Annotated in this window: 16 protein-coding genes and 1 pseudogene; 3 read left to right on the top strand and 14 right to left on the bottom strand. The window is 60.7% G+C overall.

The features are described 5' to 3' along the window. Positions 1 to 46: 46 nt before the first annotated feature. Complete coding sequence (locus tag HGP12_RS25810) at positions 47 to 358, top strand: (2Fe-2S)-binding protein (RefSeq protein WP_168841943.1); 312 nt, start codon at positions 47 to 49, stop codon at positions 356 to 358. Beyond that, complete coding sequence (bfr, locus tag HGP12_RS25805; protein WP_149637944.1) at positions 324 to 809, top strand: bacterioferritin; 486 nt, start codon at positions 324 to 326, stop codon at positions 807 to 809. The genes HGP12_RS25810 and bfr overlap by 35 nt, the downstream gene beginning before the upstream one ends. Positions 810 to 855: 46 nt before the next feature. On the opposite strand, the gene HGP12_RS25800 is transcribed toward bfr, so the two are convergent. From HGP12_RS25800 to HGP12_RS25770, 7 genes and pseudogenes are all read right to left on the bottom strand, one after another. Further along, entirely contained in the window at positions 856 to 1,395 is a 540-nt protein-coding gene (locus tag HGP12_RS25800) for an RNA pyrophosphohydrolase (RefSeq protein WP_168841944.1), read from the bottom strand. 15 nt (positions 1,396 to 1,410) lie between these two features. Next, positions 1,411 to 2,595, bottom strand: coding sequence for a divergent polysaccharide deacetylase family protein (locus HGP12_RS25795; RefSeq protein WP_168841945.1), 1,185 nt, complete (start codon positions 2,593 to 2,595; stop codon positions 1,411 to 1,413). A 315-nt stretch (positions 2,596 to 2,910) separates the two neighbouring features. After that, on the bottom strand, positions 2,911 to 4,239 hold the full coding sequence (locus HGP12_RS25790) for a S41 family peptidase (RefSeq protein ID WP_168841946.1): 1,329 nt from the start codon (positions 4,237 to 4,239) through the stop codon (positions 2,911 to 2,913). Then, a complete protein-coding gene (locus HGP12_RS25785) occupies positions 4,229 to 5,668 on the bottom strand; it encodes a murein hydrolase activator EnvC (protein WP_168841947.1) in 1,440 nt (479 codons plus the stop codon). Before HGP12_RS25785 ends, HGP12_RS25790 begins: the two co-directional genes overlap by 11 nt. Before the next feature lie 288 nt (positions 5,669 to 5,956). After that, the gene (gene rlmH / locus HGP12_RS25780) at positions 5,957 to 6,439 is read right to left on the bottom strand and encodes a 23S rRNA (pseudouridine(1915)-N(3))-methyltransferase RlmH (protein ID WP_168841948.1); all 483 of its coding nucleotides are present in this window, start codon (positions 6,437 to 6,439) and stop codon (positions 5,957 to 5,959) included. A gap of 173 nt (positions 6,440 to 6,612) precedes the next feature. Further along, a pseudogene (gene rsfS, locus HGP12_RS25775) lies at positions 6,613 to 7,055 on the bottom strand (ribosome silencing factor). A gap of 163 nt (positions 7,056 to 7,218) precedes the next feature. After that, positions 7,219 to 7,518 (bottom strand): DUF1330 domain-containing protein, encoded by a 300-nt coding sequence (locus HGP12_RS25770; protein ID WP_168841950.1) that lies wholly within the window; start codon positions 7,516 to 7,518, stop codon positions 7,219 to 7,221. A gap of 300 nt (positions 7,519 to 7,818) precedes the next feature. Here HGP12_RS25770 and HGP12_RS25765 point away from each other — a divergent pair, with 300 nt between their 5' ends. Next, positions 7,819 to 8,190, top strand: coding sequence for a winged helix-turn-helix domain-containing protein (locus HGP12_RS25765; RefSeq protein WP_168841951.1), 372 nt, complete (start codon positions 7,819 to 7,821; stop codon positions 8,188 to 8,190). Between the two features lie 118 nt (positions 8,191 to 8,308). On the opposite strand, the gene modC is transcribed toward HGP12_RS25765, so the two are convergent. The 7 genes from modC to obgE form a co-directional block, all read right to left on the bottom strand. Next, positions 8,309 to 9,382 (bottom strand): molybdenum ABC transporter ATP-binding protein, encoded by a 1,074-nt coding sequence (gene modC, locus HGP12_RS25760; protein ID WP_168841952.1) that lies wholly within the window; start codon positions 9,380 to 9,382, stop codon positions 8,309 to 8,311. Beyond that, on the bottom strand, positions 9,379 to 10,080 hold the full coding sequence (modB, locus tag HGP12_RS25755) for a molybdate ABC transporter permease subunit (RefSeq protein ID WP_168841953.1): 702 nt from the start codon (positions 10,078 to 10,080) through the stop codon (positions 9,379 to 9,381). Before modB ends, modC begins: the two co-directional genes overlap by 4 nt. An 86-nt stretch (positions 10,081 to 10,166) precedes the next feature. Continuing rightward, complete coding sequence (gene modA, locus HGP12_RS25750) at positions 10,167 to 10,964, bottom strand: molybdate ABC transporter substrate-binding protein (RefSeq protein ID WP_168841954.1); 798 nt, start codon at positions 10,962 to 10,964, stop codon at positions 10,167 to 10,169. A gap of 559 nt (positions 10,965 to 11,523) precedes the next feature. Then, positions 11,524 to 12,105, bottom strand: a complete 582-nt coding sequence (locus HGP12_RS25745; RefSeq protein WP_246703535.1) for a nicotinate-nucleotide adenylyltransferase — start codon at positions 12,103 to 12,105, stop codon at positions 11,524 to 11,526. A 37-nt stretch (positions 12,106 to 12,142) separates the two neighbouring features. Continuing rightward, complete coding sequence (locus HGP12_RS25740) at positions 12,143 to 13,426, bottom strand: glutamate-5-semialdehyde dehydrogenase (RefSeq protein ID WP_168879644.1); 1,284 nt, start codon at positions 13,424 to 13,426, stop codon at positions 12,143 to 12,145. Continuing rightward, positions 13,419 to 14,588, bottom strand: a complete 1,170-nt coding sequence (proB, locus tag HGP12_RS25735; protein ID WP_168879643.1) for a glutamate 5-kinase — start codon at positions 14,586 to 14,588, stop codon at positions 13,419 to 13,421. The genes HGP12_RS25740 and proB overlap by 8 nt, the downstream gene beginning before the upstream one ends. After that, positions 14,585 to 15,667, bottom strand: coding sequence for a GTPase ObgE (gene obgE, locus HGP12_RS25730; RefSeq protein ID WP_168879642.1), 1,083 nt, complete (start codon positions 15,665 to 15,667; stop codon positions 14,585 to 14,587). Before obgE ends, proB begins: the two co-directional genes overlap by 4 nt. Positions 15,668 to 15,671: the final 4 nt, after the last annotated feature.

Genomic DNA, 15,671 nt, shown 5'->3' with positions numbered 1-15,671 from the left:
CAGATAACAAGACAGCGGATGTCATGTTTGACGGGCTGAGCGAAGAATGCTGGTTTGTAGCTGTAATTATATCACCGACAAGGAAATCAGGGACGTCATCAACGAGTTCCTGGACCAGGACTGTTGGCAGCTTATCGTTCCTGCTAAGGTTTATCACGCGATGGAAAAGCGCGGCCGCTGCTGCGGCTGTTTCCCGAATGTCGTTGATATCATTATACAGACAACCGAAGATTATCATGCCCGTCGCCACTCGACGGAAACTGAAATATTTGATTTCATGTCCCGCCTGAAAAAATTTCATGAAGACAACAGGAGAGCGGACATTGAAAGGCGACAAAAAAGTCATCGAGCGGCTTAACGAGGCGCTGTTTCTCGAGCTTGGCGCAGTCAATCAGTATTGGGTTCACTATCGACTCCTCGAAGACTGGGGCTATACCAAGCTTGCCAAAAAGGAGCGCGCTGAATCCATCGAGGAAATGCAGCACGCCGATCGTCTCGTTGCCCGCATCATCTTTCTCGAAGGTCATCCGAACCTGCAGACGCTGGCGCCGCTGCGTATCGGCCAGAATGTCAAGGAAGTGCTGGAAGCCGATCTCGCCGGCGAATACGACGCCCGCACGGCCTACAAGAAATCACGCGATATCTGTCACGATGCCGGCGACTATGTTTCGATGAAGCTGTTCGAAGAGCTCTTGGCAGACGAGGAAGGCCATATCGACTTCCTGGAAACGCAGCTCGATCTGCTTGGGAAGATCGGTGAAGCCAAATACGGCCAGCTCAACGCCGACTCCGCCGATTCCGCGGAATAACCCACGCCTTGCAGAACCGGCCGCATTTGCGGCCGGTCTTTCCGGTTCAGTCTTCAGCCTTCAGGCCGGCGAGATGGGTGAACTCTGAAATGACCTGTTCGTAGACCGATCGCTTGAAGGTGACGATCAGTTCGGGCAGCGTTGCCATCGGCTTCCACTCCCAGGCATCGAATTCCGGCTCATGGCCGCCCGGCGGCGGGTTGATGGCGATCTCGCTTTCGTCGCCATCGAAGCGGAAGGCAAACCAGCGCTGCGTCTGGCCGCGAAACTTCCCTTTGAGGCCGACACCGATCAGCTGCGGCGGCAAATCGTAGTTGATCCAGTCCTTCGCTTCCGCAAGCAGGGTCACGGTTTTCATACCCGTTTCCTCGTAGAGCTCGCGATAGGCGGCTTTCAATGGATCTTCGCCTTCGTCTATGCCGCCTTGCGGCATCTGCCAGAGCTGCGGCGAGCCGTCATATTCCGAATTGCCGACTGGAATGCGACGTCCGGCCCAGACCATCCCATCCCGGTTCAGGATCATGATGCCGACACAGGGACGGTAAGGCAGGTCTTCGGCTCTCACGGGGGCGTGGGGCGTGCTCATCTTTCTCTCCAAGGATCAGGGATGTTTCGGGTCTTCGGCAAGCGCCGAGACAGCAACGATTTCTATGCCGCGCATGGCGGCTTCCTCACTCCATTTGCTGATGGCGTCGACGCTCTCGTCGAAAGCGGAGGCAACACCAATCGCCGAACCATTGCGGCGGGCAATGCGCTCCAGCTCATCGAGCTTTTTCCGGATCGCCTCCTGCTGCAGCTCTCCGTCGAGCTGGATATCGGCAAAGGCATGCGGTACTTCCAGCGTCTTCGACAGCGTTCCGGATTTCGATTGCGCCGAAGAGCCATCGTCCAGGAACAGCAGGCCGCGTTTGCCGACATCGCGCAGAACCGGCTCCAGGGCATTGGGATTGGCAAGGAAGCGGCCGCCGAGATAGTTCATGATACCGGTATAATTGGTGATCTTGCCCATCGCCTGGTGCAGGTTGTCGATATTCTTCGCCGATGACAATGAGGTCAGCAGCGTGTCCGGTCCGGGATTGTTGCTGGGATAGTCGAAAGGCTCGAAGGGCACCTGGATGAGGATTTCGTGGCCGCCGCGCCTTGCGTCCTGCATCCAGCGCTGCAAGCTGTTGCCGCTGGCGGCAAAGGCGAGCGTGATTTCCTCCGGCAGCTTCTCGATGGCGCGCTGGGTGCCGGTCTGGCTAAGGCCGAGGCCGCTAACGACGATGGCGATGCGCGTGCCGCGGGCGCCGGACCAGGGCCGCGCATATTGATCCATCGGCCGCAGGCCGCTCGATGAAATGATCGGCAGCTTGCCGAAGGGCGAATCCTCGAGGAGGCTCTCGTTCGGCGTCGCCGCCATGCGCGGGTCCTGGCCCACCTGATTGGCATTGATCAATACGGGGCCGCTGCCGTCGCGATTGCTGGGGCTGAACATGGTGACGATAGAACCGTCATCGGTGACGACTCTCGTCGTATTGGCGCCGGATTGCGGATCAACCTGGGTCAGCGCCGACTGGCCGTTCGGCGCCGGCTTGGCTTCGGCTGGCGGCGCGGGCTCTTCCTTCTTCGCGGTTTCGACCGGCCGGGTTTTCTGAAGCTCGTCTCGTTGCAGTGCCGAATAGAGGGAGAAGCAGGCAATCGAGATCAGACAGAGGCCGCCGAGAATGCGCCCAAAGGGTGGAAGACGCCGCTGGCGGCCGGGGCGGCGATTCTGTCCCAACGGTGCATGCAGATCCGTTCCCAAAGGTCCTATCCACTCCAAGCGGAAAACTGTATCGGCCTCGAGCATGTCCTTCGCCGCCGAGCGGCAAAATGCCCGCATCAAAGTGCTAAAGCGCGTCGCGATCTTTCAGATTCGCTCCTTGCGCTTAAGCTCTTGATTTTGTGCATGTCGCTATCGCAAAACCGCCGCACGCTTTTGCGCGACATGCGTTGGAACATGAACAAAGCTGCTTTTGAACAAGGCCGATTTCATTCGGTCGAGGAGAGCGGAACGGTACGCAATCCCGCTCGCCGCTTATGAAAGCGCCGGGTCTGTTTCCAGCCCGGCGCCATCTCCTTACTTGGAGGAAACTGCCTTTTCCGGGTTCGGCGGGAAGGATGGATCCGTCTTGGCGCCGCGCAGCAGGTCGAGCGCGTAGTTGAGCTGGATATCGTCCTTCGGATCCGGCGGCACATAGGCCGAAGAGCCTGAGCCCTTGTCGGTTTCGCTCTGGCCCTTGATGTGACCCGGCAGGCTGGACTCGCCTTCCGTCGTCAGCTTGCCCTTCAGATCATCGGGCAGCGGCTGGTCGACCTTAATGTCAGGCGTGATGCCGGTGCCCTGAATCGAGCGGCCCGAGGGCGTATAGTAGAGCGCCGTCGTCAGGCGAAGCGCGCCGTTGCCATCGCCCAGCGGGATGATCGTCTGGACGGAGCCCTTGCCGAAGGACTGCGTGCCGAGGACGGTGGCGCGACGCAGGTCCTGCAGGGCGCCGGCGACGATTTCAGAAGCGGAAGCCGAGCCGCCGTTGGTGAGCACGATGATCGGCTTACCGTCAGTCAGATCGCCGGGCGTGGCGTTGAAGCGCCGGGTCTCGTCCGGATTGCGGCCGCGCGTGGAAACGATCTCGCCACGTTGGAGCACATCGTCGGCGACATTGATTGCCTGGTCGAGCAGGCCGCCGGGGTTGAGGCGCAGGTCGAGGACATAGCCCTTCAGCTTGTCCGCCGGAATATCCTTCTTGATCTTCGCGATCGCGGCTTCGAGGTCCGGCGTCGTCTTTTCCGTAAAGGAGATGATGCGGATATAGCCGACATCGCCGCCTTCCTCGCGCGACTTGACGGCGGCAACCGCGATCACGTCGCGAATAACGGTGAGTTCGATCGGCTTGTCGGCGCCTTTGCGCATCAGGGTGAGCTTGATCGGCGTCTTGACCGGGCCGCGCATCTTCTCGACGGCGTCTTCCAGCTTCAGGCCGCGAACGGACTGGCCGTCGATCGCGGTGATGTAGTCGCCGGCGAGAACGCCGGCCTTGGCGGCAGGGGTATCGTCGATCGGGGTAATGACCTTGACGAGGTCGTTGTCCATCGTCACTTCGATGCCGAGACCGCCGAATTCACCCTTGGTCTGGGTGCGCATGTCTTCGGCGTCCTTGGCATTCATGTAGCTCGAATGCGGGTCCAGAGAGGTCAGCATGCCATTGATGGCGGCTTCGACAAGCTTGTCTTCCTGCGGCGGTGTCACGTACTGCGCGCGAACGCGCTCAAAGACGTCGCCGAAAATCGACAATTCCTTGTAGGTGGAAGTGCCAGCGGCTTCCGCCGGCGCTACCGCCGAGTAGATAACGCCCATCGCGGTCGCACCCATCAATGCGCCGACGAGAACAAGAGAAGCCCTACGTATCATTGCGTGCCTTTCCAGTGTCTTTGGAGGTCCACCAAGGTCGAGAATCGACCGGTTTTCCATCTTTTCTGAATTCAATGTAAAGCGTTGGCCGATCCGTTTCCAGCGCCAAAGCGGTCGCACTCGCGACTCTTTTTAGGCCCATCGTGGCAAGCGGTTCGCCAGCGAAGACAAATCTACCCGGACGCGTCTTGATCGCGTCCATTCCCGACAGCACCATGTGGTAACCGTCGCCCGTATCCAGAATGATCATCTGACCGTAGCTGCGAAACGCGCCGGCGTAGACAACCGTGCCGTCGGCGGGAGCCGTGACGAGCGCTTCCGGACCCGTCGCAATGGTCAACCCCATCGCCGTATGACCGGTGCCGTCGTCGTCGCCGAACTGGCGGAGGGTATCGCCCGCCACGGGCAGCTCCAACTTCTGTTTAAGGTCCGAGAAGGGATATGCGGGCGTAATGCGGTTTTTATCGGGCACACCGTTCTCGGCCAGGGCTTTCGCTTGCTCGCGCTGCTGTTCGGTCATCTGCGCCCGGCGCGCCTCTTCCGCGCGGGCCGCGGCCGCGGCATCGCGCACCGAGCCGATCTGGCTTTCGAGAGAGGACACGAGGCCTTCCAGGCTGGTTGCCTTGCCCGCCAGTTCCTCTGCGCGCTTGCGTTCGCTCTCGAGCTGGGCGGCATTCTCCTTGCTGTGCTTATCGTTCTCGGCAATCAGCAGATCCATGCGCCGCTCCTCCTCCAGACTGTTGGTCATGGTGGTGGTGAAGCTCGCCTTTTCGGCGGCCGCGTCGGCATGCAGCTTGCTGAGATCGGTGAGATCGGCGATGAGCTTGTCGGTCTCCTGGCGCATACCGGGCACGACGGCGCCGAGAAGAATGGCGCTGCGTACCGAGGCGAGTGCATCGTCCGGCGTCACCAGCAGCGCCGGCGGCGGGTTGCGGCCCATGCGCTCGAGAGCGCCCAGCACTTCGGCCAGCAGGGCGCGGCGACCATGCAGGGAAGCGCGAATCTTGCCTTCCTTGACGGCAAGATCCGTCAGCGTCTTCTCGCTCCGCTGGATCTTACGGTCCAGCTCCTTGCGGCGGGCGGCGCTGTCGATCAGCGCCTGGCGCAGGCTGTCGGTGCTCTTGTCGAGGGAGGCGATGCTGTCTTCCAGCTCTTTCGTCTTGTCGGAGGAGAGATTGATCGTCTTCGACAGTTCGTCGAGCTGGGCGCGGGTTTCGTCTCGTTTGCGCGCGAGATCCGCTGCTGGGTCGGGCGCCTGCTGCGCCGACGGCACCGGTGCCGATGTTGCGGCACGATCGTCGGGCGCCTGCGGTGCGGTGGTCTCGGCCTCCTGCGCTACGGCCACAGCCAGCAAAGGGAAAGAACCGGCCACATAGGCGGCCACACCGAGACATGCCGCCAGGGGTGGCAGCAGAAGACGGGAAAGCATGGGCTGGGCTTTTCTCATCCAGTCGGTTCGGGCCTGGTCCCTTCGGATCGCGTGAAAATAGGCTGATTTGCCGCGATCGGCTAGAGCGGTTCAGCTCTTCAGAAAATCTCTGAACCGCTCCATCTTTTTGTTGTCTCGCAATTTCAGGAAAAGTGCTCAGCACTTTTCCTGAAATTGCTCTAGGAAGCATCGTCATTTTCAGGGCGTGAATCAAAACACGCCTATGTGAGCGTTTCGTTAACGCAAAATGACCGAAAGCCAAACTGTTTTCGAAATGGAATGGGACGTTCACACCCTGTGATAGGGATGACCGGAGAGGATGGTGACGGCGCGGTAGAGCTGCTCGGCAATCAGGATGCGCACGAGCTGGTGCGGCCAGGTCAGCTTGCCCAAGCATATGGTCATGTCGGCCTTGTCGTAAAGGGATGGGTCGAGGCCATCGGCGCCTCCGATGGCGATCGTCAGGTCGCGTTTGCCATGATCACGGTATGTCCCGAGCATGGCGGCAAAGGCTTCGCTATCGAGCGCCTTGCCGCGTTCGTCGAGAAGGATGAGGACGCCGCCTTCGGGATGCGCCTTCTGCAGCAGGCCCGCCTCTTCGCGCTTGCGCGTCTCGCTATTGGAGGCGCGGCTTTCGGCAACCTCGGTCATGCGCGCCATTTCCAAGCCGATCGCCGGCCCGGCCTTGGCGAAACGGTCGAGATAGCGGGCCGCAAGATCCTTTTCCGGGCCGGCCTTCAACCGTCCCACCGCAAAAAGACCTATCCGCATTCCCGCTCCCAAGCATATCCGCCGTCATGGCGGCACAAAACGAAACTCTTGCCGGAAGCTCATGTCCGGCGATGGTAAAGCTGCCAACGGGAGCCGGGAAAGCGCCCTTAAAGCATTTTCGCATTCCGGACGGAAAAGCGCTGCGCGCTTTTCCTGGAAATGCCTTGGCTCGGCTAGTGCAGCGTGCCTTCGTCGAGATCGGGTGCGGCCCACATCTTTTCGATGTTGTAGAACTCGCGGATCTCGGGTCGGAAGACATGAACGATGATGTCGCCGGTGTCGATCAACACCCAGTCGCCGCCATCGAGACCCTCGACGCGGGCATTGCCGAAGCCCTCGCCCTTGAGATCGGTCATGAGATGGTCGGCAATCGCCACGACATGACGGTTCGATCGGCCGGAGACGACGACCATGTGGTCTCCAAGCGCAGACTTGCCAGCAATGTCGATGGTAACGATATTTTCGGCCTTGGAATCCTCGAGGCTCACGAGGACGGCTTGCAGGGCGCGGGCAGCGGCATCGGCGCCACGTTCCGAGCTCTTCGGGATAACGACAGGCGTTCTTCCCTTGGCGTGTACTGTTGTCAGTGCTCTTCCTTCCTTGAGTAACAGAACATGCACGGATGTGATCTGAGTCGACCACGTCATAAAGATAGGCATCAAAGCATTAAGGTTTCAAGACGCCAACGGCCATCTTGAGGCGTTCAAGACAAGGATTTGTGCCTGGATAGGGCTCTTTCGCACCAAATATGGGTGAATATTCGCACTGAGGGCCAAAAATCAGGTCGCCCGGCTCACTCCTTCGACAAGAATGAGGTTGCGGCCGAGGGCCTTGTCGCGAATGTCGAGGGCAGTTGCGTATTCCGACGAACCATACCAGGCTTTGGCCCGCTCAATGTCGGGAAACTCCACGATCACGAGGGCTTGCGGCGACCAATCGCCCTCCAGTTGTTCGATCGGGCCGCCGCGGACCAGGTAGCGCCCGCCATAATGGGCTATGGAGGCGGCAGCGCGGGTCCGGTAGATCTGGAAGGCTTCGGCATCCTTCGCCGTGACGTCGGAGATGATATAGGCCGGCATAGGTTTTCCCTTTCCCGCGAAAGTCGAATTCCCGCACGATCCCCATTCGCGCGCGGAGTTCGGATGCAGGCGCGCCTTTTACATTGAAGATCAGATAGGCCGATGCCGCCGCTTGTCCATTCCTGCCGGCATGTACAGGCAGGCGAAGGCCGCGTATACACCAGCGCGGATCGAGATTTCAGCTCGAATTGGCCTGAAATCTGAATCCGCGCTAGCATTAAATGATAGAGCACGATGTCGTCCGAAAACCGATCGCACTTTTCGGCATCATGCTCGGCAGACCAAACGGTTACAGGTGCCATGACAGACGCTCCGCAGCCATCGCTGAAGCCCGTTCTCCGTATCAGCTTTTCGGAGCAGGACCGACTTGGGCACGGCAAGATGGAGCTTCTCGAACATATTCAGGAGACCGGTTCGATCTCGGCTGCCGGCCGTGCCATGGATATGTCTTACCGTCGGGCCTGGCTGCTCATCAGCGAACTGAACCATATGTTCCGCGAGCCGGTGGTGGAATCTCAACGCGGCGGGCAGAAGGGCGGAGGGGCTGTCTTGACTCCATTCGGCGAGGAGTTGCTGCGCCGCTTTCGCGGCATGGAAACGACGTTGCGCGCGGCAATAGCCGACGATCTGAGCTGGCTGGAAGCCAACCGCAGCACGGCCGATAAATCCTGATCAATCTAGAGCGTGATGCCGAAAAGTGTAGGCGGTTTTCGGACGACATCACGCCCTCCTTCTTTGATTCTAGAGCGGATTCAGATTTTAGGTCGAATAGACCTAAAATCATCCGGCTCTAGTACTCGAGCGCCACCGTCTTGATGACCGCATGGATCGGCAAGCCAATGCGCAATCCCAGCCGCTCGGCTGAGAATTGCGTGATGCGGGCGGTTACGATGTCGCCGCCGCAATCGACCCTGACTTCCGCCGTTCCGTCGGCAGCCGTACCAATCTCCAACACTTCTCCATCGAGAATATTTAGGGCGCTGAGGCCCTCGGGCCGTGTCGTTGCCAGCATGACGTCGCGGGCGGGAATATGGACGCGCACGGCCTTGCCGAGAGCGGCTGCCTGGCCCGGCACGACCAGTTTTGCCGTCTTCAGGGCAACAATGGTCAGATGATGTCGATCGTCCATCAATTCCACGCGGCCTTCCAGGAGCACACCGGCTTCGCGGCGGTCGGCCGCCAGCGGGCCGGATAGCTGGCTGAAAATATCGACGGCGGCACCTATCGTCTCTACCTTGCCGTCGCGCATGACGACGACGCGGTTGGCGAGCCGCGCCACTTCGGCGATCGAGTGGCTGACATAGATAATGGGTATCTTGGTCTCGTCACGCAGCCGCTCGAGATAGGGCAGGATTTCGGCCTTGCGGGCTTCGTCGAGCGCGGCAAGCGGCTCATCCATCAAGAGGAGCCGCGGGGAGGAGAGCAGGGCGCGGCCGATCGCGACGCGCTGCTTCTCGCCGCCGGAAAGCTTGGCTGGCCTACGGTCGAGCAGCGCGCCGATGTCGAGGAGGTCGACGACGCCGTCAAAGCTTTCGCCGCGCTCGTTCCGAGGCGCGAACCAGCGGCCGTAATTGAGGTTCTGCCGCACCGAAAGATGCGGAAATAGGCGCGCTTCCTGGAAGACATAGCCGAAGCGGCGGCGGTGGCGCGGCACGAAGATCTGCCTGCCGGTATCGGCAAGTACCGTATCGTCGAGGCTGATGCGGCCGTGATCGGGCCGGATGAGGCCGGCAATAATGCGGACGATCGAAGTCTTACCGGATCCGGATCGGCCGAAAAGGGCGGTCACGCCGCCATCGGAGGTGAATGCGGCCTCCAGCGAAAAGGCGCCGAGGCGGTGGCGGATATCGACCGAGAGCGTCATTCGAAATCCACCCTTCGACCGGCGAGGTAGGCAAGGAATTCCGAAGCGAGCAGGGCCGCCATGGAAATGACGATGGCGACGATGGTCAACCGCAGGGCGCCGGCATCGCCGCCGGGAACCTGGGTGAAGGTGTAGATGGCCGAAGACAGGGTCTGGGTCTCGCCGGGAATGTTGGAAACGAAGGTGATGGTGGCGCCGAACTCGCCCATGGCCTTGGCAAAAGAAAGGATCATGCCGGCGATGATCCCGGGCAGGATCAGCGGCAGGGTGACCGTCAGAAAGGTCCAGACGGGGCTGGCGCCCAGCGTGCCAGCCGCCTCTTCGAGCTTGCGGTCGACGGCTTCGACCGACAGTCGGATGCTTCTGACCATCAGCGGGAAGCCCATGACGCCGCAGGCAAGTGCCGCACCCGTCCAGCGAAACGAGAAGACGATACCGAGATATTGATCGAGCAAAGACCCGATCGGCCCCTTGCGGCCGAAGAGGATGAGAAGAATGAAGCCGGTGACGACAGGCGGCAGGATCAGCGGCATATGGATGAGGCCGTTGAGGATCGATTTGCCCCAGAAGCGACCGCGCGCAAGCAGCAGGGCAGCTCCGATGCCGAAGGGGAGGCTCACCAGCATGGCGACGATGGAAACGCGCAGGCTCAGCGCTATCGCCGTCCATTCGTCGCCGCTCAAACCCAACGCTTCCAAATACCTGCCCCTTAAAACGTCTCAGGCTCGCCACGGGTCGGCGAGCCCGATGGCTGAACGTTCGTGCCCGATTGCAGTGACAATGCTCACCGCTTCAGGATCGTGAAGCCCTCATGCTCGAAGAACGGAACAGCCTTAGCCGATTTCAGGTAGTCGAAATAGGCCAGTACATCCGAGTTCTTGCTGCTGCTGGTGATGGCGAAGGGGTAGACGATCAGCGGGTGGCTGTCTGCCGGGAAAGTGCCGACGACGGCAACGCCCGGATCGGCCGAGACATCGGTCTGGTAGACGATGCCATAGGGCGCTTCGCCGCGTGAAACGAGGGCGAGCGCGGCGCGCACGCTTTCGGCGCCAGCGACCTTCTTTTCCACTGATGCCCAGACGCCGAGCTTTTCCAGCGCGCTCTTGCCGTATTTGCCGGCAGGGACCGATTCCGGCTGGCCGATCGCCAGGCGGCCATCGCCGAGCAGGCCGGCTAGATCCATGCCCTGCTTGATCTCTACCGGCTTTGCCTTGTCCTTGGCGGCAACGAGAACGAGCTTGTTGCCGAGGAGGTTGACGCGGCTGTCATCCTTAATCAACTTCTTGCCTGCGACGTAATCCATCCAGTTGGTGTCGGCGGAGATGAAGACATCGGCCGGTGCGCCATTTTCAAGCTGCTTGGCGAGCGGACCGCTTGCGGCATAGGAGACGGTAACTTCCTTGCCGGTTTCCGCGGTAAAGGCTGCATCGACATTATCAAGCGCGTTTTTCATGCTGGCGGCGGCAAAAACCACGATCTTGTCGGCGGCGAATGCCGGCGCTGGTGCGGTCGAAAGACTCAGCCATGCAGCGGAAAGGGCGGCGGTTGCAAGCTTGATCCATCGGCGTCGGCTGGTGGCCATTTTATTCTCTCCAAAGGTATCGACATATTTTGACTGATATAACGACGCGCGAAGCTTGGCTAGGGATGTATTTATAAAAATATATCGCGATATTGCGGTGTAACGCTACGAATTCTATGGATTTTCAGTGGCGCAGCGCATAGGAGCGGCTTGGAGCATTGCAAAAATGCATGTCTGTATTCGCCCAGCGAATTGGCGAACGCTCACGAAACAAGACGTAACGTTACGAATCGTGGGATCCTGTGCCATTCTTTCGCCGAGTTCATTTCGATGATGAAAATCAAACGGCGGGGAATTCGCAAAAGAAGCGTTTTTTGGGCAGAAAATTTTCATAGCTATGCTGCCGGTGCATTGCTGCATTGCGCAATCAGCCATTTATCAATCGGTGAAATCTGCTAGAACATAAGCATCGAAACGGCGATCTCCTCCTCCCAATGCCGTTCGATATGGATCAGCAACTCTCCTCCTCCCAGTTGCTGATCAGGTTCAAAAGCCCGACGCATCCTCCTCCCGCGTCGGGCTTTTTATTTTCCAGATTTTCCCAAAAAAATTGGTGGAATTACTGTGCGGCGCGCAAGGCTGTCGAGCTGAGCGCCGAGCGTGGTCCGTGGATGAAGGTCCAGGCCGGCGCCCGCTTCTTCCAGAGCACGCGGGCGTCATCCTCGTCGACGCGTGCATAATGGAACGTCTTGGCCATTTTGGCCGAGAGATAGGATAGCGTCGATCCCGGCCGGTCGATAACGGCGATCGGAAATGTCCGGGCGATTTCCTGCCATTTCTGCCAGCGATGGAATGTATTCAAGCTGTCGGCACCCATGATCCAGATAAAATGGACATGACTGTTGCGTGCCTTCACGCGCGCAAGCGTATTGGCCGTATAGCTCATGCCCAGCGTCTGCTCGAAGGCGGTCACCTTAATGCGCGGATCGTGGGCGATCATCTCGCTGAGCGAGATGCGCTCGGCGAGCGGCGCCAGATGATTGCGGCTCTTCAGCGGGTTGCCCGGCGTCACCATCCACCAGAGCTGATCCAGGCCGAGCCGGCGGATAGCGATCTCGGCCACGAGTGCGTGGCCTTCATGCGGTGGATTGAAGGAGCCACCGAAAAGACCGACCACCATGCCGCGCTCGGCATGAGGCATGCGCAGATAGTGTTGATCGATCTCTTCCTTCAGCACGTCAGGGCCGTATCTGTCCGGTGCCGCGTACGCGATATTTGAAGGAGGTGAGCTGCTCGACGCCCACTGGCCCGCGCGCGTGCATCTTGCCGGTGGCGATACCGATTTCTGCGCCCATGCCGAACTCGCCGCCATCGGCAAATTGTGTCGAGGCATTGTGTAGCAGGATCGCCGAGTCGATCTCGGTGAAGAAGCGTTCGACGACCGCAGCATCCTCGGCGATCACGGCTTCGGTATGGTTCGACGAATATCTGCCGATATGGTCAATTGCACCGGAAATGCCGTCGACCAGCGCGACCGAGATGATCGCGGCCAGATATTCCGTCGTCCAATCCTCTTCAGTTGCCGCCTTCAGGCCGGGCTCAAGCTTGAGCACATCGGCGGAGCCACGGATTTCGCAGCCCGCCGCTGACAGCCCGTCGAGCAGCGGCTTCAGATGGGTGGAAGCGACCTTCGAATCAACCAGCAGCGTTTCGGCGGCACCGCAGATGCCCGTGCGGCGCATCTTGGCGTTGACGACGATGGATTTCGCCATGTCGAGATCGGCCGAGGCATCGACGTAGATATGGCAGAGACCTTCGAGATGGGCAAAGACCGGCACGCGTGCCTCGGTCTGGACGCGGGCGACGAGGCTCTTGCCGCCGCGCGGCACTATGACGTCGATATTGCCTTCGAGGCCGCGCAGCATGGCGCCGACCGCGGCGCGATCGCTGACGGGCACGAGCTGGATGGCATATTCCGGCAGGCCAGCCGCCTTCAACCCTTCGACCAGGCAATCATGAATGGCCTGTGACGAGCGGCGCGAATCGCTGCCGCAGCGAAGGATAACGGCATTGCCGGCCTTCAGGCACAGCGCGCCGGCATCGGCCGTTACGTTCGGCCGGCTTTCGAAGATGACGCCGATGACGCCGAGTGGCGTGCGAACGCGCTCGATTTTGAGGCCGTTCGGGCGATCCCAGGCGGCGATGACTTCACCCACCGGATCGGCGAGGGCAGCGATGGCGCGAATGCCTTCGGCCATCTCGGCAACGCGTTTGTCGTTCAATGTCAGGCGATCGACGAAGGAGGCGAGCATGTCCGTGCCCTCGACGTCCTTCAGATCCCTAGCGTTTTCAGATAGGATATGATCCTTGCGGGCCAGAATGGCGTCCGCCATTGCGTTCAACGCCTTATTCTTGCTCTCCGTGGCAGCGAAGGCCAACGGTCGCGACGCAGCCCGGGCCTTGCGACCGATATCGTTCATCAGCGCATCGATGTCGGGGCTTTGTGCGACGCTATCAAGCATGAGCTTCATCCTTCTTCAACTTCTCGGCCTTCGTCTTGACGGACGCGGTCATGACGAGGTCGTCGCGATGCACCATGGCGGCGCGGCCGGCATAGCCGAGGATCGCCGCGATCTCAGCCGATTTGCGGCCGGTGATCTGGCGGGCCTCTTCGGCGTCATAGCCGGCAAGGCCACGCGCGATCTCGCGGCCCGAAGGTCCGATGACGGCAACCGTATCGCCGCGGCCGAAATGGCCGATAACCTTGCGGACGCCGGCCGGTAGCAGGCTCTTGCCGGCGCCAAGCGCCGTGACGGCGCCATCGTCGACATGCAGTTCGCCAGCCGGCTGCAGCTGTCCGGCGATCCAGGTCTTGCGGGCTGTCACGGGCGTGCCCGAGGGCGCGAACCAGGACGAGCGCGCGCCGTTCTCGATCGCGTTCAACGGGCGGTCGGTCTTGCCGGAGGCGATGATCATGGCGCAGCCGGCGCCGGTCGCAATCTTGCCGGCATCGATCTTGGTGCGCATGCCGCCGCGCGACAGTTCGGAAGCGGCGCCGCCGGCCATGGCTTCGATCTCGGGCGTGATATCCGCGATCGTATCGAGGAATTTCGCCTGCGGATCCAGATGCGGCGGAGCGGTATAGAGCCCGTCGATGTCTGACAGTAGTACCAGGAGATCGGCGCCGGTCATGGTGGCGACGCGGGCGGCGAGGCGATCATTGTCGCCATAGCGGATTTCGCTTGTGGCGACCGTGTCGTTCTCGTTGATGATCGGCACAGCGCCGATCTTCAGAAGCTGGTTGATGGTGGCGCGCGCGTTGAGGTAACGGCGGCGCTCTTCCGTGTCGCCGAGTGTCAGCAGGATCTGGCCGGCAACGATATCGTCATGCGACAGGCTCTCCGACCAGGCGCGGGAAAGCGCAATCTGGCCCACGGCCGCCGCCGCCTGGCTTTCCTCCAGCTTCAGCGCACCGGAGGGCAGATCGAGCACGGAGCGGCCAAGCGCAATCGCGCCCGAGGAGACGACCAGAACATCGATGCCCTTGGCCTTCAATGCAGCGATATCCGCGCACATGCCGTCGAGCCAGGATTTCTTCAAGCCGGTCTTGCGATCGACCAGGAGGGCGGAGCCGATCTTGATGACGATGCGACGATAGCGGTCGAGCGGCTTGCGGGCAGTCATCCCTGCTGGTCCTCGTCCGCATCGTCGGAGCTCTGCAGGTCGCGATGGCGTACCTTTGGTGCTTTCGCCGGCCTGTCGGCCTCGCCCATGTTGGCTTCGACGATAACGTCGCGCAGCGCACGCAGCACTTCCGTCATGCCACGGCCGGTGACGGCGGAGATCTGGAAGGGCGTCTTGCCGCAGGCGCGCGCCAGCTCACGCGTCTTCTTCTTCAGCGTCTCTTCGTCCACCACGTCGATTTGCGAGAGAGCGACGATTTCAGGCTTGTCGGGAATGCTGTTGCCGTAAGCCTCAAGCTCGTGCTTCACAGTCTTGTAGGCCTTGCCGACCTTCTCTTCCTGAGCGGAGACCAGATGCAGCAGCACGCGGGTGCGCTCGACATGGCCGAGGAAGCGGTCGCCGATGCCCACACCTTCATGCGCGCCTTCGATCAGGCCGGGAATGTCGGCCAGGATGAATTCCTGGCCGTCGATGGTGGCAACACCGAGATTGGGATGCAGTGTTGTGAACGGATAGTTGGCAATCTTCGGCCGCGCACGGCTGACGGCGGCGAGGAACGTCGACTTGCCGGCATTCGGCAGGCCGACGAGACCGGCATCGGCAATCAGTTTCAACCGCAGCCATACGGTCTTTTCCTCGCCCGGCAGGCCGGGATTGGCCCAGTCCGGTGCCTGGTTGACTGACGATTTGAAATAGGCGTTGCCGAAGCCGCCATTGCCGCCGGCGGCGAGACGGAAGCGTTGGCCTTCCCGGGTGATGTCGCAGATCAGGGTTTCGCCGTCTTCCTCGAAGATCTGCGTGCCGACGGGCACCTTCAGCGTCACGTCTTCGCCCTTGGCGCCGGCGCGGTTCCGGCCCATGCCATGCGTGCCGATGGTGGCCTTGAAATGCTGCTGATAGCGGAAGTCGATCAGCGTGTTGAGGCCGTTGACGGCCTCAACCCACACATCGCCGCCGCGACCGCCATCGCCGCCGTCCGGTCCGCCGAACTCGATGAATTTCTCGCGTCGGAAAGAGACGCTGCCCGCGCCGCCGTCGCCTGAGCGAATATAGACTTTTGCTTCATCGAGAAATTTCATCTTA

The sequence above is a fragment of the Rhizobium sp. P28RR-XV genome (genome assembly GCF_012641385.1).
GTDB lineage: Bacteria > Pseudomonadota > Alphaproteobacteria > Rhizobiales > Rhizobiaceae > Rhizobium.
The sequence above is the reverse complement of the archived record's forward strand: the minus strand, read 5'-3'. Positions and strand labels throughout refer to the sequence as shown.

Bases quoted from the DNA above. Each gene is read 5' to 3' on its own strand.
- HGP12_RS25740 (WP_168879644.1), bottom strand. From the start codon at position 13,426: ATGCTTGATAGCGTCGCACAAAGCCCCGACATCGATGCGCTGATGAAC.
- obgE (WP_168879642.1), bottom strand. From the start codon at position 15,667: ATGAAATTTCTCGATGAAGCAAAAGTCTATATTCGCTCAGGCGACGGC.
- HGP12_RS25810 (WP_168841943.1), top strand. From the start codon at position 47: ATGCTGGTTTGTAGCTGTAATTATATCACCGACAAGGAAATCAGGGAC.
- rlmH (WP_168841948.1), bottom strand. From the start codon at position 6,439: ATGCGGATAGGTCTTTTTGCGGTGGGACGGTTGAAGGCCGGCCCGGAA.
- modC (WP_168841952.1), bottom strand. From the start codon at position 9,382: ATGACGCTCTCGGTCGATATCCGCCACCGCCTCGGCGCCTTTTCGCTG.
- HGP12_RS25790 (WP_168841946.1), bottom strand. From the start codon at position 4,239: ATGATACGTAGGGCTTCTCTTGTTCTCGTCGGCGCATTGATGGGTGCG.
- HGP12_RS25800 (WP_168841944.1), bottom strand. From the start codon at position 1,395: ATGAGCACGCCCCACGCCCCCGTGAGAGCCGAAGACCTGCCTTACCGT.
- HGP12_RS25745 (WP_246703535.1), bottom strand. From the start codon at position 12,105: ATGCCTCATGCCGAGCGCGGCATGGTGGTCGGTCTTTTCGGTGGCTCC.
- proB (WP_168879643.1), bottom strand. From the start codon at position 14,588: ATGACTGCCCGCAAGCCGCTCGACCGCTATCGTCGCATCGTCATCAAG.
- HGP12_RS25785 (WP_168841947.1), bottom strand. From the start codon at position 5,668: ATGCTTTCCCGTCTTCTGCTGCCACCCCTGGCGGCATGTCTCGGTGTG.
- HGP12_RS25765 (WP_168841951.1), top strand. From the start codon at position 7,819: ATGACAGACGCTCCGCAGCCATCGCTGAAGCCCGTTCTCCGTATCAGC.
- HGP12_RS25770 (WP_168841950.1), bottom strand. From the start codon at position 7,518: ATGCCGGCCTATATCATCTCCGACGTCACGGCGAAGGATGCCGAAGCC.
- modA (WP_168841954.1), bottom strand. From the start codon at position 10,964: ATGGCCACCAGCCGACGCCGATGGATCAAGCTTGCAACCGCCGCCCTT.